The sequence below is a fragment of the Schauerella aestuarii genome, from assembly GCF_009866805.1.
Lineage (GTDB): Bacteria > Pseudomonadota > Gammaproteobacteria > Burkholderiales > Burkholderiaceae_B > Schauerella > Schauerella aestuarii.
In genome coordinates, this window is sequence record NZ_SIZW01000040.1 from 650,564 (window position 1) to 674,321 (window position 23,758).

Genomic DNA, 23,758 nt, shown 5'->3' on the forward strand with positions numbered 1-23,758 from the left:
AAGTCCTCAATAAATTTCAAACAGGCCCGCCGCGCCCATGCCGCCACCCACGCACATGGTGACGACGGCGTAACGGGCGCCGCGGCGGCGGCCTTCGATCAATACGTGGCCGGCCAGGCGAGCGCCGGTGACGCCAAACGGATGGCCCAGCGCAATCGCGCCGCCATCGACGTTCAATTTCTCGGGGTCGATGCCCAGCTTCTGCTGGCAATACAACGCCTGCGAGGCGAACGCCTCGTTCAACTCCCACAGATCGACGTCGTCGACTTTCAAACCGTGGCGCGCAAGCAGTTTGGGCACGGCATACACCGGGCCGATACCCATTTCGTCAGGCTCGCAGCCGGCGATCGCCATGCCGCGGAATGCGCCTAACGGCGTGAGATTGGCGCGGGCGGCGTCGGCCGCTTCCATCAATACACACGCTGCGGCGCCATCGGACAATTGCGATGCATTGCCTGCCGTCACGAAGTGCTCGGGTCCACGCACCGGCGCCAGTTTCGCCAATGCATCGTAGGTGGTGCCGGGGCGATTGCAGGTATCGTCCGATACCGTGACTTCGCGCTCGGTGACGGCGCCCGTCGCACGGTCGGTAACTGCCATCGTGGTCGTGCAGGCCACCAGCTCGTCGCGGTAGCGGCCGGCGAGCTGCGCCGCCTCCGTGCGCTGCTGGCTTTGGACGGCGAAACGATCCTGCGCGTCGCGGCTGATGCCGTAGCGTGCCGCCACGATATCGGCCGTCTCGATCATCGGCATATAGAGCGCTGGAAGGTGTGCGGCGATCCAGGGGTCGATACCCGACTGCGCATCGTCGCGCGTGCGGATGTGCGAAATGCACTCCACACCGCCGGCGATCATGGCCGATGCGCCGTTCGCAACGATATGGCCGGCGGCATTCGCAATCGCCTGCAGACCCGAGGCGCAATAGCGGTTGACGGTGGTGCCGCCGATGCTTACCGGCAGACCCGCGCGGATCACGGCTTGACGTCCAATATTGCGGCCCGTGGAACCTTCCGGATAACCGCAGCCGATCACGGCGTCTTCGATCGTGGCTGGATCGATACCGGCGCGTTTGACCGCTTCGCGCACGGCAAATGCGGCCAGCGTGGGGCCGGGTGTGAGATTGAATTCACCGCGGTGCGCCTTGGTGATCGGCGTGCGGGCGGTGGCAACGATAACGGCTTCGCGCATGGGACTTTTCCTGCTTATCGTGAAGGCGTGTTGAGGCTGGCAAACGTCGCATCGCGTTGCGCGAGTGCGAGCAGCAGCGGCGAGGCACGCCAGAAGCGGGGATCTTCATCGGCAAAGGATTCGATGTCGGCGAGCACCTGCTGTACGCCGACCGTGTCCGCGTAGAACAGAGGGCCGCCTCGGTCGCGGGGAAAACCGTAGCCGGCAAGAAACACCGCATCCACGTCCGACGGTCGCAGCGCGATGCGCTCGTGCAGCACGTTGGCGGCCTCGTTGATCATTGCCGCCATGTAGCGGCGCATGATCTCTTCGGCTGTGAACGGCTTTGGCACGACGCCCGCGCGTTGGCGCTCGGCATCCACGATGGCCAGCACTTCAGGGTCAGGTGTGCCGGTGCGTGCGCCTTCCACATATCGATAAAAGCCCCGTCCAGTTTTCTGGCCAAACCAGCCTTGCTCACACAGCCGATCGGCGATTTCCACGTACCGCGCTTGCGGATCGCGTGTGGCAGCACGCCGTTTGCGCGTGGCCCAGCCAATGTCGCCACCGGCCAGATCCACGACTTGATAGGGCCCCATGGGATAGCCGAATGCGCGGACGGCGTCGTCGATGTCGTAAGGCGAGGCGCCGTCTTCCATCATTAGATCGGCTGCGTGACGGTAGGCCGCCAGGATGCGATTGCCGATAAAGCCATCGCATACGCCCGCACGTACGGGCGTTTTGCGCAGCCGCTTGGCGAGCGCGAAGCCAGTGGCCACGGCGGTGGGCGACGTCTGCGCCGCGACCACCACTTCAAGCAGCTTCATGATGTTGGCCGGCGAAAAGAAGTGCAGGCCCAACACATCGCCGGGGCGGCCAGTGGCTTGCGCAATGCGATCGATGTCCAGATAGGACGTGTTGGTGGCCAAAATCGCGCCAGGTTTGGCGAAGCGGTCGATCTGTTTGAATACCTCGGCCTTGACCGACAAATCCTCGAACACCGCCTCCACGATCAGGTCAGCATCGGATAGCGCCGCGTAAGCCGTCGCGCCGTTGAAGTGCGACATCCGGTCTTTCTTTTCGGCCAGCGTCATGCGGTCGCGCACGATCAGGCGGTCATACACGGCTTCAACGCGGGCACGACCGCGCGCCAGCGCGGCTTCATCCTGCTCCACCATCACCACGCGCAAGCCGGCATCGAGCATTGCCACGGCAATGCCCGCACCCATGGTGCCGCCGCCGATAATGCCGGTATGGGTGAGGGTGCGCGCAGTCGTCTGACGGATTTCGGGCACGTCGGCCGCAGTGCGCAGCGCACCGTCCGCATAGTCGCGTGCCGCTTGAACCGACTCGGAAACCGGTGTCGTCGTGGCGTCTGCCGGCCGGTTGTCGCCATCGGCGCCCGCTGCTGCATTGGTCTGGTCGTGCGCCGTGGATCGCGCGGAAGCGATAGTCGCCATCGTTGAGTGTCTCCTGTTGCGGATCATGCCGATCCGTCTTGTCATCCCGCATTCTTGACCAGCAAAGGAGTCTTGACAATGGCATCAATGGTTGACATACCGTATAAGAAATTTTGACAATAGCGGTATGGACACGAAATCACTCACGTTGCTGGTCGATATCCTGGACGCGGGCAATCTCAGCGAGGCTGCGCGCCGCCTGAAAATGACGCGCGCCAATGTCAGTTATCACCTGAACCAACTCGAGCGATCGGTGGGTATGCAACTGGTGCGCCGAACCACGCGGCGTGTGGAACCCACCGAGATCGGCCTGAAGCTGTATCAGCATGGGCGCAGCATTCGTGACGAGCTGGCCGCTGCGCGAGAGTCTGTTGAAACGCTCGGCAAAACGCCGCAGGGCCGGGTGCGGCTGAGTGTGCCCAGCGGCTATGGGCAGTTCGTGATGTCGCCCTGGTTGCTTGAATTCAAGCGCCTTTATCCCGACATCGTGCTGGATGTGCTGTTTGAGAACAGTGTGGACGACCTGCTGCGCGATGAAGTGGATATCGCCGTGCGCATCATGTCCGAGCCGCCGCAAACCCTGGTGGCGCGTGAGCTTGGCGCCGTGCGTTATGTGGCCTGCGTGTCACGGGCCTACGCGCAGGCCAATCCGCTGCCTGAGCAACCCGAGGATCTGACGCGCATGCGCGTGGTGAGCGCTGCCGTAATCGGCCGGCCGCTGCGGCTATCGGTATATCAGGGCGATAAACGGCAATATGTGATCCTGGAACCCACGGTGGTATCGCGCAATTATCCCTTCTTGAGGGATGCGATATTGGCGGGATTGGGTGTGGGCGTGGTGCCGGATTATGTGGTGCACGACGATATCGCACGGGGTGAGGTCTTGACCGTGCTCGATCCCTGGCGGCTCAGCATTTATGGCCGCAGCATGTACATGCTGTACATGCCCAATCGTCATCACCCACGTGCGATTTCCACGCTGATCGAGTTTGTGTTGGCGAAAGCCCATGCCGATCACGGTACCGAGGCAGGGCTATTGCCGGCGGGACGATAACGGGTAAATCGCAAGATACGGGTGCCATCAACCCGCCAGCTTCGGCTGATTATTGCGGGCGCCGATTCTTCGAGCGAAAAAGGCCAATGCCACACACCGCAGAAAGCAAAAAAGGCTAACGCATGACACGTTAGCCTTGATGCTTGATCCTGGATGTGATCCGGAATCGGAACTTCGCTGCATTACACCGGTTGCTGTGGCTGTATGCGGTCTGAAAGACGCATCCCGAAGGGCATACAACCGAGGGCAACTGGTGCCGGTGAAAGGAATCGAACCCTCGACCTTTTCATTACGAATGAACTGCTCTACCGACTGAGCTACACCGGCGAAGAACGAAATTCTAGCACGACTTTTTGATGTTGTGCATCCCGGTGCGCCGCATTTTGTTCCAAAGCGGTTTTTCGGTGTTTGCGGTGTGGATCCGACGCCTCAGACGACGCGCTTTCAGGTTGCCCGGCCGCTCCCGCGTTAGGGGCTCCGTCATGCAGGTATGCGGGTTGCAGCCCGCGTATGACATCTTTCATTCAGGAGCGATCATGAGCGACAACGAGCAACGCGAAGCAGACCTGCGCGACAAGAGCAAGCATCCCCGCCCCGAAACGCATAAAACCAATCCCGGTCCCACCCCGAGCAATTCGCAGATGAACGGCAGCGAAGAAATTATCCCTGCCGACAAAGAAGGACTGGGTTTGAAAGACGACAGTCCTCAAATGCTGAAGAAGAAAGACGGTCCGAAGCCTGCTTGATCGTTTTATGGGTTGGCCCTTACGCAAAAGCTGGGGGTCAGCCATCACGCATTAAGCGAGTGCGCTTTCTATCGCGCCCGGCAAGCCAACGGCGATCGTCCTCGGGCGGTCCATGTTGCATCGTCGCCCTTGCCGCGCAGTTCATATTCCGACGACTGGTACCACATGCCGGATGCCGCTCGCTGCTGCGGGAGCAGGGCAACTTGCTTGTTGGGTAATGTGACGCGTGCCGCGGCAGGTTCGAATACCACCCACAAATACGTGCCGTCATCGCATGAATAGCTGGCGGACGGCAGATTTTGCAGATCCACTTTGCTGGCGCAGGCGGTGAGCAAACTCAGCATCAACAGGGCGGCAATACGCATAAATGATTCCGGGCGCGAGTCCGGTCCGTGAAAGGTGGAAAAGCGGAGTACACAGGGTAGAAACGGCGGACGACGCCAGTTGAATAATAGCGACGCGCCGTCCGCCGCGCCAGTGCACACCGTGTCTTTTCAATCACGCCGCGCCGTGCGATTCCACGTACAAAGCGTATAGGGAATGGCTGCTTGCCATATACAGCCGATTTCGCTTGGGGCCGCCAAACGCGAGATTCGCGCAACGTTCGGGCAAGCGAATAAAGCCGATGGCTTTGCCTTGTGGATTGAAAATCTTTACGCCATCCATCTCTTCGGATTTGCCGGCTGGTGGAAAGGCCTGCATACCGCCGCCAATATCCACGGCGTCCGTCGCCAATGCGCCGCTATAGCCCCACCCGCACCAGAGATTGCCATCGCGGTCGACCTTGATGCCGTCGAAGGCGCCCGGCCCGCCGGCATCGATCAATTTGGTCTTGTTCGACACCGTGGTGCCGTCATCAGAGACGTCGTACGCCCATACGCTGCGGTTGGGCGTGCCTTTCCATTCCACCACATACAGTTTTTTCTCATCGGGCGAAAACGCCAACCCGTTGGGATTGACCAAGTCTGTGATCACGGCAGTGATCTTTCGGTCTTTGGAAATGCGATAAACGTTCGTTGTGGGCTGTTCCGGTTTTGCCCTCGATCCTTCCCACTCCCCATTGATGCCAAATGTGGGGTCGGTAAACCAGATGCTGTCGTCCGAACGCACCACCACGTCGTTCGGGGCATTCAGGCGCTTGCCCTCATAACGGTCGGCCAGCACGGTGAGGCTGCCGTTTTTCTCCGTCCGCACCACACGCCGGGTGACGGAATGCTCGCAGGTAATCAACCGGCCCTGGCGGTCGCACACATTGCCGTTGGCATAGTTCACGCCGGTCTTGTGAACGCTGAACTTCTCCGTCTTCTCGTCGTACTTCATCAGTCGATTGTTCGGAATGTCGCTCAACAGCACGTACCCGCCTTGCTCGAAATAGGCGGGCCCCTCCGCCCATCGCATCCCGGTGCCCAATTGCTCGATCGTGCTGCTGTAAATACGATACTTGGCGAAGCTCGGATCCAGGATGAAGACGTTGGGATCCGGATAGCGCTGACTGGGCTTGAACGCGAACGATTGCGCACCGGCCAAGCCGCTCATGGCCGCTACTCCTGTGCCGGCCGCGGCCACCAACAATTGCCGTCGCTTTCGATTGAGGTCGTTATTCTGCATTGCATGTCTCCGTTTTGAATGAGGCTCAAGCCGTAACGCTCAAGCTCGCCAAGTCGAGCCTGGCAACCTTCTAAAACAATACGGCGCAACCGCTGCCGCGCTACGCCCGGGGGTAAGGCTGCAGAGACGATATGCCAGAATAACCAAAACTGCCTAGCGGAAGGCATTTCGGTGATTTTTGCGCGGCTTACCGGATTGGGGACGAAAGTGCGGGGAGCGGGGAGGCGAAAAATCCTACCTTACGTATCCAATCGCATTGCATTCCTTCGGTGCGAAGTTCGTACGCGAGAATCGTTTAGCGTGCCGCTAGAACAATTCGTCGATCGAGTGGAAGATGACATGGAGGTTGCGTGATCCGAGGGCTTAAGTTTGGTCTCTGCGCATTTGCCAGTGGCTTCGCATTGTCGGCGCACAGCGCCGACGGTGTGGTCCCCATTGGCGGCGCAGACGATGTCGGCCTCCCATCTGAAATGGTGCTACGCAAAATTGAATTGGGTGATGCGACTTACGCAATACCCGCCGCATTCTTCGATCCCCCGTCCGAGTTAGGGGAGCGTCGACCGAGAGCGGTATTGTTTCGCGCCTACTTGCCGAGCCTGGTTCCACTGACTGGCAAAAATTACGATGCGCTAATGGCGCCTGCTTCCAGCCCGCAGCGTGTGTCGATTCTTGTGCAGGAGCGAATTCCCAGCGCACGTCCGAGAAGCACTGATGCATTAACGTCTGCATATCGCGTGGCGATCGACGCGCCACTCCCGGGAGAAAATGGTCCCACGCCAGAGGTGAGCATCGGACCTGGGCCTGATGGTCTGAAGTTGATCCGCTCGAGTGCGAGTCGCCAGCGTGTCATGCCGCAGGAACTCTTTATAGAGGGCAACCCGGACCGCCTTGAAACAGTCGTGATTTGTTTCGTGTACGACAAGATAGATGTGCCGTACCCCTCATGCACGATGACGTTTGTGCATAACGATGCCACTTTCAGCATCACGACCAATCGGCAGTATCTCAATGACTGGCGGACCCTACGCGAGCGCGTTCTTGCACTGTTTAAGCGCTACGAGATCCGAACGCAGAAAACGCCCTGATGCTGCTGGGCATCAAAACAGTCAATAAAGCGTCTAGTGTCAGTCGGAAACTGGATGCAAATGTGCGGGATTCGACGGGCGTCTATGGTCGTCGGAATATCGGGCAACCCAATCGCGACTACCGGATCACCCCGCCCGCCGGAGAGCAGCGCTTTTCGTAGCGGTGGCATCTGAAGGTGTCTTCAGCCAGAGCAACGGTATTGCTTGGTGGAATATTGCCTGATGCAGCACTGCCTGATGGAGTATTGACTGATGCAGCAAATAAAAAAGCCACCTTGCGGTGGCTTTTTCAGTTTGCTGCATACGGTATCGCAGCTTCGACGCATTAGAGAGAATGGCTCCCCGAGCTGGGCTCGAACCAGCGACCTGCGGATTAACAGTCCGTCGCTCTACCGACTGAGCTATCAGGGAACTGCGTCGAGAACGAAACTATAACACGATCTTTTTGACGAATGCAAATGGGGGAGGAAAAGATTGTTCAGCACCGTCAAAACGTTATGTAATAACATAACGTTTTGATCGACCAGGAGTGCATCATGAACATCGATTTCTCATCCGAGGCGCGCGCCATCGTTGGCGCCAAGCTCCCCGTAACGGTGTTGTCCGGCTTTTTGGGCGCGGGCAAGACGACCCTGCTCAATCACGTCCTGGCGAATCGCGAGGGCAAGCGCGTCGCTGTGATCGTCAACGATATGTCTGAAGTGAATATCGATGCGCGCCTGATTCGGGAGGGCGGTGCGGCGCTGTCCCGCGCGGATGAAAAGCTGGTGGAAATGAGCAACGGCTGTATTTGCTGCACGCTGCGCGAGGATCTTTTGCTCGAGATCCGCAAGCTGGCGGCCGAGGGGCGGTTTGATTACCTGTTGATCGAATCGAGCGGGATCTCCGAGCCTTTGCCGGTGGCCGAGACGTTTACGTTCGAAGACGATGCGGGTCACGCGCTTGCCGACGTGGCGCGTTTGGACACCATGGTTACGGTAGTGGACGCGTTCAACTTCCTGCGCGACTACGCGTCGCAGGATGCGTTGGCCGACCGGGGCGATACCGCGGGCGACGAGGATGACCGCACGGTGGTGGATCTGCTGATCGAGCAGATCGAATTCTGCGATGTACTTGTGCTCAATAAAACCGATCTCGTCACGCCAGCGGAGTTGAATCAGCTCGAGGCCATGCTCAAGGCGCTCAATCCACGGGCCGACATCATTCATGCCCATTTTGGCGGCGTGCCGCTCGATCGCGTGCTGGACACGGGTAGGTTCGATTTCGCCGCAGCCGCCGCCGCGCCAGGCTGGATGGCGGAGCTGCGCGGTGAGCATATGCCTGAAACGCAAGCCTATGGCATTTCGAGCTTTGCCTTTCGCGCTCGCCGGCCCTTTCATCCAGCGCGATTTTGGGCGTTCATACATCAGGAGTGGCCGGGCGTCGTGCGCTCGAAAGGTTTCTTCTGGCTCGTCACGCGACCGGCCTATGCCGGTTCCTGGTCGCAGGCGGGCGCGGTGACCCGACATGGCGTCGCCGGATACTGGATGGCTGCCACGCCGTCGGCAAGTTGGCCGGACGACGACGCATCGCGGGCGCAACGTCTGGCGGACTGGGATCCGATTTATGGCGATCGGATGCAGGAGTTGGTGCTCATCGGCATCGACATGGATCGCGATGCATTGACCGCGGCGCTTGAAGCGTGTCTGATGACTGCGGAAGAATTAACTGGGCCGCTGGCAGCACTGGAGCGTTTGAGAGAAACCGACCCCTTTCCGAAGTGGGGCGATGACTCGGCGTAAGGCGCGATGCCACTCGGGCTAGGTCATCACCGTCGCCGTTTTCATCTCAACCTTGTCCTCGCCGAACATTCCCGCCTCAAGTCATCCGTCCGACACGCGCATCGGCGTCACGGTGCTGTCCGGTTTTCTGGGAAGCGGCAAGACCACGCTCCTTAACCGGCTTTTGCGTACACGCGACTTCACGGATGCGCTGGTCGTCGTGAACGAATTTGGCGACATCGGCATCGATCATCATCTGGTGCGCGCGGGCGACGATCGGCTGGCGGTCATTGCCGGCGGCTGCCTCTGTTGCACGGTGCGTGGGGGCCTGGTGGATACCTTGCGCGACGTGTTCATGGCGGCAATGGCGCGCCAAGTGCCGCCCTTTTCACGCGTCGTGATCGAGACGACAGGGTTGGCCGACCCCGCGCCGGTCTTGTTTACGCTCACCCATGAACCTTTCCTTGCGCAGCGATTCGTGTATCGCGGGGCCGTTGTCGTGGCCGACGTGACGCACCTCGAACGCCAACTCGAGACCCAGCCCGAAGTAGCGCGCCAACTGGCGTTGGCCGACCTGGTCTGGATGAGCAAGACCGATCTCGCCGATCCCTCTCAGCGTGCTGCAGCCGCAGACGCTGTGCGCGGTGTGAACGTGTTTGCTCACGTCATCGATGCGGCAAGCGTTGCCAAGGCGATTACGATGCTGATTCGTACGCTGGACGAGGCATTGGTGCCGCGTGTGTCTGCGCCTGGGTATGTGCCCAAGCTGTCATCCGGTTCGCACGGCCGGGTGCATCAGAGAGTGGTGCGCTTGCCTAAGCCGACGTCGCGGGTGGCTTTTGCTCAGGGTGTCGAGGCGCTCCAAAGCGTCCTTGGCGCATCCTTGCTGCGCCTGAAAGGCATCGTGCGCTGGCATCGTCGTGACGGCTCTACAGGTGTGTATGCCGTTCACGGCGTGCACGATGTGATGTATGCGCCAGAGCCGTTGCTTGAGGCCGGCGGTGCCATCGATGACGGGGGTGTGCTGGTGCTGATCACCCGCGATATATCGCCCAGCGATGTGAACACGGCCGTCAACGCCGCGTTCGGCACCGCCGAGTAGAAAATCAAAGAATCGTGCAGACCTCGTCAAACGGCAGCCGAATGCCGCGCGGATAATTCTTGCTGCTGTCGCCGTAGCCCAGATTGATCAGGAAGTTGGTCGTGTGGGCGCCGTCGGGAAAGAATTCGGCGTTTACCTTGGCGGGATCGAAGCCGCTCATGGCGCCGCTGTCCAGTCCGAGCATGCGGGCGGCAACGATCAGGTAGGCGCCTTGCAAGGCGCTGTTGCGCGCGGCCGTACTTTCGGCCAACGCTGCATTGGCTTCATACATGGGTTTCGCGTCGTACACCGGGAAAAGCTTGGGCAGGTGGTCGAAGAAGCGTGTGTTTTGCGCCACGATCACCGTCACGGGGGCGGCAAGCGTCTTGTCGAGATTGCCGGCGCTCAGCGCGGGCGCGAGGCGCTGCTTGGCTTCGGGAGACCGCAAAAATACAAAACGTGCCGGCTGCGCGTTCATCGAGGTGGGGCCCCACTTGGCCAGATCGTAAAGCGCCTCGAGCGTGTCGTCCGTGACGGGCTGGGAGGTAAAGGCATTGAATGTGCGTGCATTCAGGAACACGCGTTCCAGGCTGGCTTGGTCGAGAGGCGTCATGATGGTCCGTTACGGAAGATAGGCTGCAGGCGGGGCCATCGCGTGGCACGATCGATCGGCCCGTCCCCGTGGCGGTCGTCAGGGCGGTGTGCGACGACAGCCTGTTCGGCGCGATTTTAGGAGGTCGGATCGTTCCGGGGAATTGCCACCAGTGCAACGCTCTGGTGTGGAATCAGAACAATAGGCCGCCTTTTCTTTGCTTCGCCCGGGAGAATGGCGGTATACTTTTTTCAACCCTTCCACCTCTAGGCGTGATTGTGCTGGCGATGTCAGCTGCACGCATGGCCCGAAATCTCGAATTCGGCCGCGCCGAGGTGTGATACAGGTGTTTTGCGGCGCATTCGTGCGATGTCCGGCCCGCGTCTCGGTAATGCCGAAAGTGCTGTTTGCCGATCGTTCGAAGCGTTTCGCCGCTACGCTGATTGCGTTGTTTCTCGACTTCACGCGCTTTTCCGAAGCCTAATACGCTTGCCCGTTGCAATGGCAAACGCTACCCAACGTTTACGTCGGGATTCGGATCGGCTGGTGTGACGGCTTATATATTTGTTCGTGGCTGGTGGCCTGGGTATCACGTGATCCAGCGCCCGGTGCGCACACATTCTTTTCAGACGGACCCAGGCATTGCAGCATTGCGCATATCTCGCAGGTGAGACGGATGACGGCTACGGCAACGTGGCGGGATATCTGTCGCAACGCGACTTGCCGACTGCACTGCCATTCGGCGAACTGCAAAACAAAAAGCCCGGCGAGATGCGCCAGGCTTTTGGTTGCGGGGGCAGGATTTGAACCTACGACCTTCGGGTTATGAGCCCGACGAGCTGCCAGACTGCTCCACCCCGCGTCTGAGAACGAGACTATAGCATTTATTACAAACGTCCGCTTGGCGGACCCGATTAACGATTTCTCGATTGATTTGGTTTGAATGACTGACGGCGAGGCAACAGTAGTGCTTGAAACCGCGCTTTTATGCGCATCCCAGCCCATGCCGCTGGCGGAAATGCGGCGGCTGTTCGGCGAAACGGACGAGGTCAATGACGGGCGTCTGCGCGAATGGCTCGGTCAACTGGACCAGCAGTGGGAAAACCGTGGCATGGTCCTGACGGCATTGAGTAGCGGTTGGCGTTTCCAGAGCCGGCCCGCCATGCAGCGTTATCTCGAGCGGCTCAATCCGGAAAAGCCGCCGAAGTACTCGAGGGCCGTGCTGGAAACCTTGGCGATCGTGGCCTGGCGACAGCCTGTGACGCGCGGGGATATCGAAGATATTCGCGGCGTGACGGTGTCGTCGCAGATCGTGAAGTCGCTGGAAGACCGAGGCTGGATCGAAGTCATCGGGCATCGCGATGCGCCCGGACGTCCGGCGTTGTTCGCCACGACCCGTCAGTTTTTGGATGATTTGGGCCTGCGGGCGCTGGACGAATTGCCGGCACTGGAGTCGAACGACGCGGTGATTGCGCTGGCTGGGCTCGATTTTGCAGAAGTACAAGCGGCTTTGGGCCATGATGGCGTAGAATCCGCAGTCGTGGCTGAAGGCGAACCGCCCGTTGCCATGCTTGCCGGTCCCGACCAAACGTCGGTTGCCGCCGTGAGCGAATCGCCTGATGGCGATCTGGCCCATGTGAGCGACAGTGAAGATGTGGGCGATACCGAAGAAGCGAGTGGCAATGCTGCTGCTTCGTCGGCAGTGTCCGAGGTCGATGCCGCGGCAGGCGACCATGTGCCGTTCACCCCTGTGCCCGAGTTCGAGCCCGTTCGTCCTGACAGCGTGTCGCTGCCGTCGACGGGCGATACCGTGCCGCAGCCCGGGTCGGTGCCTGAAATGCCGCCCTTGAATATCCCTGAGATCGTGCCGAACCCGGTGCGCCCGGATGTCGACGTGCCTGTGCCCGTTCCGACGCCCGAGCCGCAACCTCAGCCCGATCCTGTGCGTGAACCGCAGCCTGAGCCCGATGTCGAGCCCACGCCTGCGGAGCCCGCCGAACCCGAACCAACACCGCCGGCGCCCGATGTGGCGCCCATGCCCGACGCTCCGGGAGAGACTTCCCAGTCGTCGACCGATGCGAAAGAACAGGACGATGAGGCCCATAAGCGCTTGCCTCATCAAGATACGAAGCCGGAGTAGTCCAACGTGACAAAAGAAACCGAACAGCAGCCCGATCTCTTCAAGCCCGTCAGCAGCGATGCGTCTGCCGAAGGCGCTGCCAAGCCCGCCCGTGCGCCTCGCGCCCCGCGCAAGCCGCGCGCGCCCAAGGCGGCCGAAGGCGTCGTGACGGCGTCTGAATCGACGACGGCCCCTGTGCCGGCTGCTGCTGCCTCCGGCGATCTGCCTGCAATCGACGCGGCGCCGGTCAAGAAGCCCCGCGCACCGCGCGCACCCCGTGCGCCGCGTACAACCGATACGGCTGCCGGCGATGCCGGCGCCACCCGTGCGGATGTGGAACCGTCGGCGCCTGCTGGCGGCGAGCGTGCTGAGCGTGCCGAGCAGGGCGCACGTGCGGTCGACGCCGGTGCTGCGGCAGATGCCGCAGCGGTTGACGCCCCGGCGCGTCCGCCCCGTGCCCCGCGGCCGCCTCGCGCCAAGCGCCCGCCGCGGGCTGTGGATGCGAGCGGTCAGATGGCGGCAAATGTGCCGCAGGGTGAGTCGGTCGGCGGTCATGCCGAGGGCGCGCAGCAGTCGTTTGACGCGGCCGCCGCGCCGCGACGTGAGCAGGGTCCTGCCGCTGACGGCGAAGGTGGCGCGCAACGTGGCCGTGGCCGGAAATTGCGGACGCCGTTCCGCCGCCGCCGCAGCGATGCTCCTGGCGAAGACGGCGCAGGCGAGGGCGTGGCCGTGGATCGCTCGGCGCACGTCGCCCCGCCTGTGGAATACAACGAGCAGGAAACCGACGAGGCCCTGTCCTATCTGGACGAGGCTGCGCGCATCGAGCAGCGTCTGACCAAGTACCTGAACAGCGACGCGGTCATGCCGAAGCTGCACAAGGTGCTGGCCGACGCGGGTGTGGGGTCGCGTCGCGAGATGGAAGAGCTGATCGTGGCCGGTCGCGTATCGGTCAATGGCGAGCCGGCCCATATCGGGCAGCGCGTCGGCGCCAACGATCAAGTGCGCGTGAATGGCAAGTTGATCACGCGTCTGAGCACCAAGCGTCCGCCGCGCGTGATCCTGTATCACAAGCCGGCCGGCGAAATCGTCAGCCATGACGATCCGGCAGGCCGTGCCACCGTATTCTCGCGCTTGCCGCATCTGAAAACGGGCAAGTGGTTGTCGGTCGGACGTCTGGATTTGAATACCGAGGGGTTGTTGATTTTCACGACCTCGGGCGACATGGCCAACCGTATCGCGCACCCGCGTTACGGTTCGGAGCGTGAGTACGCCGTGCGCGTGCTGGGCGAGATGGACGAGGCGCAACGCCGTTCGCTGGTCGAAGGCATTGCGCTGGAAGACGGCATGGCCGCGTTCGGCTCCCTGGATTATCTGGGCGGCGACGGCAGCAATCGCTGGTACCGCGTGACCTTGAACGAAGGACGCAACCGCGAAGTGCGACGCATGTTCGAGGCCGTCGGGGTGGTCGTGAGCCGCCTGATCCGGACGCGTTTCGGCGATATCGTTCTGCCGCGCAATTTGCGCCGCGGGCGTTGGGAAGAGATCGACGGTTCGTTGTCGACGGCGCTGATGGTTCAGTTGGGCCTGGTGCGCGGCGACGATGATGAGGGCGGCAAACGCGGTTCGCGTCAGCCCATCTCGCACGAAGGCGCTTTGCCGCCTGGCTACGGCACGCTGACCAACAACGGCACCAATGGTGCACGCGTGAGTCGCCGCGGTACGCTTCAGGCCGTGCGTCCCAATCAGCCCGGCCAGGTGGCGGGTTCGCCGTCCGATCCTTTCGGTACCGGGCTGATGATTACCGGTGGCTATGCCAACGGCCATCCGTTGGGTAAGGATGGCGGGGGCCGTGCAGCGGGCGGCGGCAAGCCGCAGGGTCAGGGCGGCCGCAACAAGCGCGGCGGTCCGCAGCAAGGTCGCGGCAATCGCCCGCAGGGCAATGGCGGTAACGCGGGTCAGGGTGCTGCCGCGCCGGTGGACGGCAATTTCAGTCCGGCTCGCCCGCAAGCCAATGCATCGGGGCGTCCGCAACATGGCAAACCCGGCGGCAAGCCCAACGGCAAGCCGCGTCATCGCAATAATCGCGGTCCGCGTCCCGATGGGGCGACGGCGTCGCCGGTGAGTGCGGAAGGTGCGCAAGCCGCGTCGGGCGATTTCAATGCGGTGCCCGCACCGCATTCGCCCAAGCCGAACAACCGGGGCGACAATCCCCGCAATGGCGGCAACAACGCGTCGCGCTCGCCGAAGCCGAAAAATGGCCGCGCCGGTAAAAGCGCCGGCCCCGCAAAGCCGCGCAATGGTCGTGGCGGCAATGGCAATAACGCTGGCAACGGCAATACCGGTCGCTCGGGCGGCGGTGGCGGCGGCGGTGCGCGTGGCGACGATTGGCAGCCGCGCAGCGCGTCGGCACACGAATCCGCATTGGGTTTCGTGGCCGGTCGGGGGCGTGGCGGCCGTTAAGGACCGGCACATCGCACCGCTGTTGTCGCACGAGTGCCAAAGACGCGACGCGTCGGGTGCGCGCGGCGCGTCTCGGCGGTGCGAAAGCGCGAGGATGGGTGTTGCATTGCCCGTCCCTCTCGCGTAAACCCTAGACATAACAGGAAGTTTTCATATTTTTCTGTTAAGATATTGGGCTTTCATGGCTTTTGTATTCCGTTGGCGCGGCGTTGTTTATGCCAGGTCGCCAGGGATGCTTGCATCGAGAGCAGCGGCTGGTTAACCAGCCCATGCGTGTTGCCGTCGTTTGGCGCCTCTGGCAGGTGCGTAGCGAGGCAAAGCGTGTGGCACACCCCGCACCTCGTTGCACCGTCATTGGATTAATTGAACATGGGCTGGACTTACAGCCCATTTTTTTTGAGTGTATGGCTGATCTATTCGTACTTTCTAAAGAAGCGCTCGCGGGCATGGACGTCGAACTCATCGACGTCGAACGTGCCGCGATGGGCTTGTTGCGCGTCACGATCGACCACGTCGACGGGGTCACCATCGACCACTGTCAGCAGGTGTCGAATCAGTTGTCGCGCGTGTTTGAAGTCGAAAACATCGATTACAAACGCTTGGAGGTCGGGTCGCCGGGCGTGGATCGCCCGCTGCGCAATGAGGCCGATTTCCTGCGTTTCATCGGCGAGCGCGCCGAAGTAAAAATGCGCGAACCGGCGCTCGACGGCCGGCGCATGTATTCCGGGATGTTGGTTTTACCGGAAACGTCCGGCGAAGCAGCCGATGCGCAAGCAGTCGACAAAACCGTGTTCGGCCTCGAATTTGAGGCAAAAAAGAACGAGGTTCAACTCCTGACGTTCACGATCGACGATGTCGACCGTGCGAAGCTGGATCCCATTCTCGATTTCAAGGGCAAAAAGCGATGAGTCGCGAAATTCTTCTGTTGGTCGATGCCTTGGCGCGTGAGAAAAACGTGACGCGCGAAGTCGTTTTCGGCGCGCTCGAAAACGCGCTGGCTTCGGCCATGAAAAAGCGCTTCAAGGAAGACGCCGATATCCGCGTGTCGATCGATCGCGAAACGGGTGAGCATGAGGGCTTCCGCCGTTGGCTCGTCGTTCCCGATGATGCCGGTCTGCAAGAACCCGATAAGCAGGAAATGCTGTCGGACGCCCTTGAAATCGTCGACAACATCGAAGCGGGCGAATACATCGAAGAAGCGCTCGAGCCGATCGAGTTCGGCCGGATCGGCGCGCAGGCGGCCAAGCAGGCCATTCTGCAGCGCATCCGCGATGCCGAGCGCGAGCAAGTGCTCAACGACTTCCTCGATCGCGGCGAAACCATTGTGTCCGGCACGGTCAAGCGCATGGACAAGGGTGACGCCATCATCGAAACGGGCAAGATCGAAGCGCGCCTGCCGCGTTCCGAAATGATCCCGAAAGAAAACCTGCGCGTCAGCGACCGGGTGCGGGCCTTCGTGGCGCGCGTCGATCACGCTGCCCGCGGTCAGCAAGTCATCCTGTCGCGCACCTCGCCCGATTTCATTCGCCAGCTCTTCGAAAACGAAGTGCCCGAAATCGAGCAGGGCCTGCTCGAGATCAAGGCGGCCGCGCGCGATGCGGGTGTGCGCGCCAAAATCGCTGTAGTGGCTTACGACAAGCGTATCGATCCGATCGGCACCTGCGTGGGCATGCGCGGTTCGCGTGTGACCGCCGTGCGTAACGAGTTGGGCGGCGAGCAAGTCGATATCGTGCTGTGGTCGGAAGATCCTGCGCAGTTCGTGATCGGCGCGTTGGCGCCGGCCAATGTCGAGTCCATCGTGGTGGACGAAGACAAGCACGCCATGGACGTGGTCGTCGACGAGGAAAATCTGCCCAAGGCCATTGGTGCCAAGGGTCAGAACGTACGCCTCGCCTCCGAGCTGACGGGCTGGCAGATCAACATCATGACGCCTGAAGAAAGTCAGAACCGTCAGGAAGTCGAGCGTTCGGGCTTGCGCGTGACCTTCATGCAGAAGCTGGACGTTGACGAAGAAGTCGCCGATATCCTGATCGATGAAGGCTTCACGGGCATCGAAGAAATCGCTTACGTGCCGATGCAAGAGCTGCTCGAGATCGAAGCCTTCGACGAAGACACGATCAATGAGCTGCGCACACGGGCACGCAATGCGTTGCTGACGGAAGCCATCGCCCAGGAAGAGCGCCTCGAAACGGCCCAGGATTTGCTGGCGTTGGAAGGTGTGACCCCAGAGTTGGCCGCCAAGTTGGCTGAACGCAAGGTCCACACGCGCGACGATCTGGCTGAACTTGCGACCGACGAACTGTCGGAGATTTCCGGTCTGGACGAGCAACAGTCGAGTGATCTGATCATGCGGGCCCGTGCCCACTGGTTCGATGAAGAATAAGTACCTGCCGGGCAGCCATCTACCGATGGCGAGCCTGCAATAGAAATAGCTGCATATAGGGAAGAGAGCCTAATGTCGAGTAACACCGTCGCCCAGTTCGCTGTCGAACTGAAAATGCCATCCAACGTGCTGCTGGAACAGCTGCGCGCGGCTGGTGTCGACCTGAAATCGGTTGAAGATAACGTCACCGACAGCGACAAGGCGAAACTGCTCGAGTCGTTGCGCCGCGCGCACGGCGCGACAGAAGGCAAGAAGATCACGCTGACGCGCCGTCAAACCTCGGAAATCCGTCAAGCCGACGGTTCGGGTCGTTCCCGTACGATCCAGGTCGAGGTGCGCAAGAAGCGTGTCTTCGTCAAGCGCGATGCAAATGATGTGGCCGCCGAAGGTGTGGACGCGTCTGACGATGCCGATCTGGATATCGCACAAACGCCCGATACCGACGTGATCGATACCGCGCCGGTCGCGGTCGCCACGCCTGCCGTAGATACTACGGATACGGCTGCTGCCGAGCAGGTTGCACCTGCACCGGTCGAATCCGCTGCGAGCGAGCCCGTGACGGAAGTCGCCGCCGCTCCGCGAGCCGAAGAAGCCAAGCCGGCTGAAGCGGCGCCTGCCGCCGCGCCGACCGAAGCGGACGTACCGGCCAGCACCGAAGCCGTCGCGCAAACGCCTGCTGAGCCGGTCGCCGAGTCGGCCAAGCCCGCAGTCGCCGAGTCGCGCGAGCAAACGGAAGCCGCTGCGCCAGCCGCCACGGAAGCCGACGCCGGCACGAAGCCGGCCGAAGCGCCGGTCGCCGAATCGGCTCCGGTCAAGGCCGACGCGGCAGGCACGTCCGAAGCCGACGTTCCTGCGTCGTCCGACGCTGCACCCTCGACTCCCGCCGCTGCGCCCGTGGCGCAAGCCAATACGGCCGCGCCGACGGCCGACGCGGCTGCAGCGGAAGCGCGCGGCACCGTGGGCGGCACGCCGCCCAACATGAACAGCAACAAGCGCGTGCGCGCCGTAGCAGCGGATACCCGTCGCGCGGCACCCGCGTCTGCCGCCAGCGACGCCGATCGCGACGCCGCCCGCAAGAAAGCCGAGGCCGAAGCCGCTGCATTGCGCGAGATGCTGAATCGTCCGCGCAAGGTATTGCGTGCACCGGAACCCGAAGCGCCTGCCGCGCCGATTTCCGGCACGTTGCACAAGCCCGCAGGCAAGCCTGGCGCCAAGAAAGACGCCAAGCCCGCCGCCGCTGGTGCCGATGGCAAGAAAACCATCAAGACGGCCGAAGTCGCGTCGACCTGGAAGGACGATGCTTCCCGCAAGAAGCCTGCTGACACCAAAGGTGCACCGAGCCGTGACGGCTGGCGCGCCGGTGGCAAGGCCGGTGGCGGTGGCAAGGGTGGCCGCAATTCGCGCAACAATCAGCAGTCGGATCGTCGTGCCGAGCCCGCACCCGCCGAGTTCATCGCTCGCGAAGTGCATGTGCCCGAAACGATCACCGTTGCCGATCTGGCGCACAAGATGTCCGTCAAGGCTGCCGAGGTCATCAAGCATCTGATGAAGTTGGGTCAGATGGTCACGATCAACCAGGTGCTCGACCAGGAAACCGCGATGATCGTGGTGGAAGAGTTGGGTCACGTGGCGATCGCCGCCAAGCTGGACGATCCCGAAGCCTTCCTGGATCTGTCGCCTGCCACCACCGACGCCGAACTGTTGCCGCGCGCCCCGGTGGTGACGGTGATGGGCCACGTCGACCACGGCAAGACCTCGCTGCTGGATTACATCCGCCGCGCCAAGGTCGCGTCGGGTGAAGCCGGCGGGATTACACAGCACATCGGTGCCTATCACGTCGAAACCGAACGCGGCATGGTCACGTTCCTCGACACCCCGGGTCACGAGGCGTTTACCGCCATGCGTGCCCGCGGTGCGCAAGCGACCGACATCGTGATTCTCGTGGTGGCCGCCGATGATGGCGTGATGCCGCAAACGCGTGAAGCCATTCACCATGCGAAGGCTGCCGGTGTGCAGTTGGTCGTCGCGGTGAACAAGATCGATAAGCCGGGTGCCAACCCTGAGCGTGTGAAGCAGGAATTGGTGGCCGAGCAAGTGGTGCCGGAAGAATACGGTGGCGATGTGCCGTTTGTGTCGGTGTCCGCCAAAACGGGCGCCGGCATCGAAGATCTGCTCGAAAACGTGCTGCTGCAAGCCGAGATTCTGGAGCTCAAGGCGCCCGTCGAAGCCATGGCCAAGGGCCTGGTCATCGAAGCGCGTCTGGATAAAGGCCGGGGTCCGGTGGCCACGATTCTGGTGCAGTCCGGTACGCTCAAGCGTGGTGATGTCGTTCTGGCCGGCGCAAGCTATGGCCGTGTGCGCGCCATGCTGGACGAAAACGGCAAACCGGTGCAGAGTGCGGGTCCCTCGATTCCGGTCGAGATCCAAGGTCTCACCGAAGTGCCCGCCGCCGGCGACGAGCTGATGGTATTGGGCGACGAGCGCAAGGCGCGCGAAATTGCACTGTTCCGTCAAGGCAAGTTCCGCGACGTCAAGCTGGCTCGCCAGCAGGCCGCCAAGCTCGAGTCCTTGTTCGACAACATGGGCGAGGGTACGCAAACCCTGGCCTTGATCGTCAAGACCGATGTGCAGGGTTCGCAGGAAGCGCTGGTCAACTCGCTCACGAAGCTGTCCACCGACGAAGTGCGCGTGCAGGTTGTGCACGCCGCCGTGGGTGGTATCTCCGAGAGCGACATCAACCTCGCGATTGCGTCCAATGCCGTGGTTATCGGCTTCAACGTGCGTGCTGAAGCCAGCGCGCGCAAATTGGCCGAGAACAACGGCATCGATGTGCGTTACTACAACATCATCTACGACGCCGTGGATGAGATCAAAGCAGCCATGTCGGGCATGTTGGCTCCCGAGAAGCGCGAGGAAGTCATCGGTATGGTCGAGATTCGCGAGGTCTACACGATTTCGCGCATCGGCAACATCGCCGGCTGCATGGTGCTCGACGGTGTGGTTCGACGCGACTCGCAAGTGCGTTTGCTGCGCAACAACGTGGTGCAATGGTCCGGCTGGCTCGAATCGCTGCGCCGCTTCAAGGACGACGTCAAGGAAGTCAAACAGGGGTTCGATTGCGGTATCACGCTCAAGAACAACAATGACATCCAGGTCGGCGACCAACTCGAAGTGTTCGAAATCAAGGAAGTCGCGCGGACGCTGTAAAGCGTTCACCGACCCGATGCTGTCTCTATGAGCCGTCATAAAACCAAAGCGATCCCCGGCCGAAATATTCGGCTGGCCGACCAGATCCAGAAGGATCTGGCCGAGATCATCCAGCGCGAGATCGATATCAAGCGCGCTGGCTTGATCACGCTGTCCGGCGTGGATCTTTCCGCGGACTACGCGCACGCCAAGGTGTATTTCACCGTCATCGCAGGCGAGCCCGAAGTGGCTGCTGCGTTGCTCAATGAAAAGGCAGGCTGGCTGCATTCGCAGTTGTTCAAACTGCTGCAGATTCACACGGTGCCGACGTTGCGCTTTTTTCACGATCCCAAGATCGTGGAAGGCATCGAAATGTCGCTGCTTATCGATCGCGCCAACCGTCCCGGTTCGCGTGCCGACGATCCTGACGAACCTGAAGACCCGTCCAAGTAGGGCGGTCGTCACTTTTCTCGGATTCGACGATGGCCAAACGACGCGGGCAGGTGCTCGATGGGGTTCTGTTGCTTGATAAACCGGTAGGTTTGTCGAGCAATCATGCATTGCAGCGCGCCCGGCGCGCAATGGATGCCGCCAAGGCGGGACACACGGGCACGCTCGATCCCTTCGCCACCGGCTTGCTGGTGTGCTGCATGGGTCGGGCTACAAAGATTTCGGGCGCGATGCTCAATGCCGACAAGTCATATCGCGCCACAGTACTGTTTGGTCAGGAGACCGATTCCGGCGATCTGACGGGCATTCCGACGCAGTCGGCGCCCGAAGGATTTACTGGCGTCGATCCTGAGGCGCTCGAGGTCGTATTGTCACGTTTCCGTGGCACGATCTCGCAAGTGCCACCCATGTATTCCGCGCTCAAGCGCGATGGCAAGCCGCTTTATCACTATGCGCGGCAAGGCATCGAACTCGAACGCGAGCCGCGCACCGTCACAATCCATAGCCTTACGCTGGTGGCTTGCGACGGGATGACGGCTGAACTGGATGTGGTGTGCAGCAAAGGCACCTACATCCGCACGCTGGCCGAGGATATCGGCCGGGCGCTGGGCTGTTTTGCGCACCTCACCGCGCTGCGACGCACGCAGGTGGGACCGTTTTCGTTGCAGGGCGCGGTAACGCTGGAAGCGTTGCAAGCGTCCGAGGCGCCTGCCCAAGCGCTTATTGCGATAGATGAATTGCCGACGGGTCTGATGCCCGCCGGTCGAACCTAAAGGACTTGTTATGACCCGCGCATTGCGCAACGTCGCCATCATTGCCCACGTTGACCACGGCAAAACGACGCTCGTCGACCAGCTGCTGCGTCAATCCGGGACGTTCCGGGAAAACCAGGCGCTGACCGAGCGCGTCATGGACTCCAACGACCTCGAAAAAGAACGCGGCATCACGATTCTGTCGAAGAACTGTGCGGTTCAATACGAAGGCACGCACATCAACATCGTCGACACCCCGGGCCACGCCGACTTCGGCGGTGAAGTCGAGCGCGTGCTGTCGATGGTCGACGGCGTGTTGCTGTTGGTCGACGCCGTGGAAGGCCCGATGCCCCAGACGATTTTCGTGACGCGTAAGGCCTTGGCGCTGGGCTTGAAGCCCATCGTCGTGGTCAACAAGATCGACCGTCCGGGCGCACGCCCCGACTTCGTCATCAACGCCACGTTCGAATTGTTCGACAAGCTGGGCGCCACGGAAGAGCAGTTGGACTTCCCGGTCGTGTTCGCTTCGGGCTTGTCCGGCTACGCCGGCCTGACCGATGACGTGCGCGACGGCGACATGCGTCCGCTGTTCGAAGCCATCATCAAGCACGTACCCCAACGTGACGACCGTCCGGATGAGCCGTTCCAGATGCAGGTCATCTCGCTGGACTACAACAGCTACGTCGGCAAGATCGCGATCGGTCGTGTGAACCGTGGCCGCGTGAAGGCGCTGCAGGAAGTGGCTTTCCGCGCCGGCCCCGAGGGTGCCGTTGCCAAGGGCCGCATCAACCAGGTGCTGAAGTTCCAGGGTCTGGAGCGTGTGGTCGTCGAGGAAGCCGAAGCCGGCGACATCGTGCTGATCAACGGTATCGAAGACCTGGCCATCGGCACCACCGTGACCGATCCCAATACGCCGGAAGCCTTGCCCCTGTTGCGCATCGACGAGCCCACGCTCACGATGAACTTCATGGTCAACACGTCGCCATTGGCCGGTCGCGAAGGCAAGTTCGTCACGAGCCGCCAATTGCGCGATCGTCTGGACCGCGAACTGAAAGCCAACGTGGCACTGCGTGTGCGCGACACGGGCGACGACACGGTATTCGAAGTATCGGGCCGGGGCGAATTGCACCTGACGATTCTGCTCGAAACGATGCGTCGCGAAGGCTATGAAATGGCCGTGTCGCGTCCGCGCGTGGTGTTCAAGGAAGTCGACGGCGTGCGTCACGAGCCGTTCGAATCGCTGACCGTGGACGTCGAAGACGCTCACCAGGGTGGCGTGATGGAAGAACTGGGCCGTCGTAAGGGCGACCTGCAGGACATGCAGCCGGATGGCCGTGGCCGTACCCGTCTGGAATACATCATTCCGGCGCGCGGTCTGATCGGTTTCCAGAACGAGTTCCTGACGATGACCCGTGGCACTGGCTTGATGAGCCACATTTTCCACGAGTACGCACCGGCCCGTGAAGGCGGTATCGGCGAGCGTCGCAACGGCGTGCTGATTTCGCAGGACAACGGCGATGCCGTGGCCTACGCCTTGTGGAAGCTGCAGGATCGCGGCCGCATGTTCGTGAGCCCGGGCGAGCCGCTGTACGAAGGCATGATCATCGGTATCCATAGCCGCGACAACGATCTGGTCGTCAACCCCATCAAGGGTAAGCAGTTGACCAACGTTCGCGCCTCGGGCACCGACGAAGCCGTGCGCCTCGTGCCGCCCATCCAGATGTCGCTCGAATACGCCGTCGAATTCATCGACGACGACGAATTGGTCGAGATCACGCCCAAGTCGATCCGTTTGCGTAAGCGCTATCTGCAAGAACACGAGCGCAAGCGCGCATCGCGTGAAAACAACGGCTAA

General features: G+C 61.5%; 17 protein-coding genes, 3 tRNA genes and 1 pseudogene. 13 read left to right on the forward strand and 8 right to left on the reverse strand.

The window, feature by feature from the left end; genetic code table 11:
* Positions 1–6: 6 nt before the first annotated feature.
* Together EYW45_RS09860 and EYW45_RS09865 are read right to left on the reverse strand one after the other, a co-directional pair.
* Positions 7–1,188, reverse strand: a complete 1,182-nt coding sequence (locus tag EYW45_RS09860) for an acetyl-CoA C-acyltransferase (RefSeq protein WP_161135175.1) — start codon at positions 1,186–1,188, stop codon at positions 7–9.
* Positions 1,189–1,202: 14 nt separating this feature from the next.
* A pseudogene (locus EYW45_RS09865) lies at positions 1,203–2,483 on the reverse strand (3-hydroxyacyl-CoA dehydrogenase NAD-binding domain-containing protein); the annotation flags it as partial.
* A 271-nt stretch (positions 2,484–2,754) separates the two neighbouring features.
* Here EYW45_RS09865 and EYW45_RS09870 point away from each other — a divergent pair.
* On the forward strand, positions 2,755–3,681 hold the full coding sequence (locus tag EYW45_RS09870; protein WP_161135177.1) for a LysR family transcriptional regulator: 927 nt from the start codon (positions 2,755–2,757) through the stop codon (positions 3,679–3,681).
* A gap of 251 nt (positions 3,682–3,932) precedes the next feature.
* On the opposite strand, the gene EYW45_RS09875 is transcribed toward EYW45_RS09870, so the two are convergent.
* A tRNA-Thr gene (locus EYW45_RS09875) sits at positions 3,933–4,008 on the reverse strand.
* Between the two features lie 209 nt (positions 4,009–4,217).
* Here EYW45_RS09875 and EYW45_RS09880 point away from each other — a divergent pair.
* Positions 4,218–4,427 (forward strand): hypothetical protein, encoded by a 210-nt coding sequence (locus EYW45_RS09880; protein ID WP_161135178.1) that lies wholly within the window; start codon positions 4,218–4,220, stop codon positions 4,425–4,427.
* Between the two features lie 68 nt (positions 4,428–4,495).
* On the opposite strand, the gene EYW45_RS09885 is transcribed toward EYW45_RS09880, so the two are convergent.
* Positions 4,496–4,792: an MliC family protein gene (locus EYW45_RS09885; RefSeq protein ID WP_161135179.1), complete on the reverse strand. Its 297-nt coding sequence runs from the start codon at positions 4,790–4,792 to the stop codon at positions 4,496–4,498.
* A 133-nt stretch (positions 4,793–4,925) separates the two neighbouring features.
* Entirely contained in the window at positions 4,926–6,035 is a 1,110-nt protein-coding gene (locus tag EYW45_RS09890; RefSeq protein WP_161135180.1) for an SMP-30/gluconolactonase/LRE family protein, read from the reverse strand.
* Positions 6,036–6,385: 350 nt separating this feature from the next.
* On the opposite strand from EYW45_RS09890, the gene EYW45_RS09895 reads away from it, so the two are divergent.
* Entirely contained in the window at positions 6,386–7,120 is a 735-nt protein-coding gene (locus EYW45_RS09895; protein WP_161135181.1) for a hypothetical protein, read from the forward strand.
* Between the two features lie 335 nt (positions 7,121–7,455).
* Here EYW45_RS09895 and EYW45_RS09900 read toward each other — a convergent pair.
* Positions 7,456–7,531, reverse strand: a tRNA-Asn gene (locus EYW45_RS09900).
* 125 nt (positions 7,532–7,656) lie between these two features.
* Between EYW45_RS09900 and zigA the strand changes: the two genes are divergently transcribed.
* Together zigA and EYW45_RS24315 are read left to right on the forward strand one after the other, a co-directional pair.
* Complete coding sequence (gene zigA / locus EYW45_RS09905; protein ID WP_161135182.1) at positions 7,657–8,901, forward strand: zinc metallochaperone GTPase ZigA; 1,245 nt, start codon at positions 7,657–7,659, stop codon at positions 8,899–8,901.
* Between the two features lie 52 nt (positions 8,902–8,953).
* Positions 8,954–9,982 (forward strand): CobW family GTP-binding protein, encoded by a 1,029-nt coding sequence (locus tag EYW45_RS24315; protein ID WP_202444645.1) that lies wholly within the window; start codon positions 8,954–8,956, stop codon positions 9,980–9,982.
* A 4-nt stretch (positions 9,983–9,986) separates the two neighbouring features.
* On the opposite strand, the gene EYW45_RS09915 is transcribed toward EYW45_RS24315, so the two are convergent.
* Together EYW45_RS09915 and EYW45_RS09920 are read right to left on the reverse strand one after the other, a co-directional pair.
* Entirely contained in the window at positions 9,987–10,577 is a 591-nt protein-coding gene (locus EYW45_RS09915) for a malonic semialdehyde reductase (RefSeq protein ID WP_161135424.1), read from the reverse strand.
* 761 nt (positions 10,578–11,338) lie between these two features.
* A tRNA-Met gene (locus EYW45_RS09920) sits at positions 11,339–11,415 on the reverse strand.
* A gap of 81 nt (positions 11,416–11,496) precedes the next feature.
* Here EYW45_RS09920 and scpB point away from each other — a divergent pair.
* The 8 genes from scpB to typA all read left to right on the forward strand — a co-directional run bounded on the left by scpB (position 11,497) and on the right by typA (position 23,758).
* On the forward strand, positions 11,497–12,693 hold the full coding sequence (gene scpB, locus EYW45_RS09925; protein ID WP_161135183.1) for an SMC-Scp complex subunit ScpB: 1,197 nt from the start codon (positions 11,497–11,499) through the stop codon (positions 12,691–12,693).
* Between the two features lie 492 nt (positions 12,694–13,185).
* Positions 13,186–15,132 (forward strand): pseudouridine synthase, encoded by a 1,947-nt coding sequence (locus tag EYW45_RS09930; protein ID WP_161135425.1) that lies wholly within the window; start codon positions 13,186–13,188, stop codon positions 15,130–15,132.
* A 404-nt stretch (positions 15,133–15,536) separates the two neighbouring features.
* Positions 15,537–16,040 carry a ribosome maturation factor RimP gene (rimP, locus tag EYW45_RS09935; RefSeq protein WP_161135426.1) on the forward strand — a complete coding sequence of 168 codons (504 nt, stop codon included), beginning with the start codon at positions 15,537–15,539 and terminating at the stop codon, positions 16,038–16,040.
* Positions 16,037–17,515 (forward strand): transcription termination factor NusA, encoded by a 1,479-nt coding sequence (nusA, locus tag EYW45_RS09940; RefSeq protein WP_161135184.1) that lies wholly within the window; start codon positions 16,037–16,039, stop codon positions 17,513–17,515. The genes rimP and nusA overlap by 4 nt, the downstream gene beginning before the upstream one ends.
* 72 nt (positions 17,516–17,587) lie before the next feature.
* Positions 17,588–20,722 (forward strand): translation initiation factor IF-2, encoded by a 3,135-nt coding sequence (gene infB / locus EYW45_RS09945; protein WP_161135185.1) that lies wholly within the window; start codon positions 17,588–17,590, stop codon positions 20,720–20,722.
* A 27-nt stretch (positions 20,723–20,749) separates the two neighbouring features.
* Positions 20,750–21,154, forward strand: a complete 405-nt coding sequence (rbfA, locus tag EYW45_RS09950) for a 30S ribosome-binding factor RbfA (RefSeq protein WP_161135186.1) — start codon at positions 20,750–20,752, stop codon at positions 21,152–21,154.
* 29 nt (positions 21,155–21,183) lie between these two features.
* On the forward strand, positions 21,184–21,924 hold the full coding sequence (gene truB / locus EYW45_RS09955) for a tRNA pseudouridine(55) synthase TruB (RefSeq protein ID WP_161135187.1): 741 nt from the start codon (positions 21,184–21,186) through the stop codon (positions 21,922–21,924).
* 10 nt (positions 21,925–21,934) lie between these two features.
* Entirely contained in the window at positions 21,935–23,758 is a 1,824-nt protein-coding gene (gene typA / locus EYW45_RS09960; protein WP_161135188.1) for a translational GTPase TypA, read from the forward strand.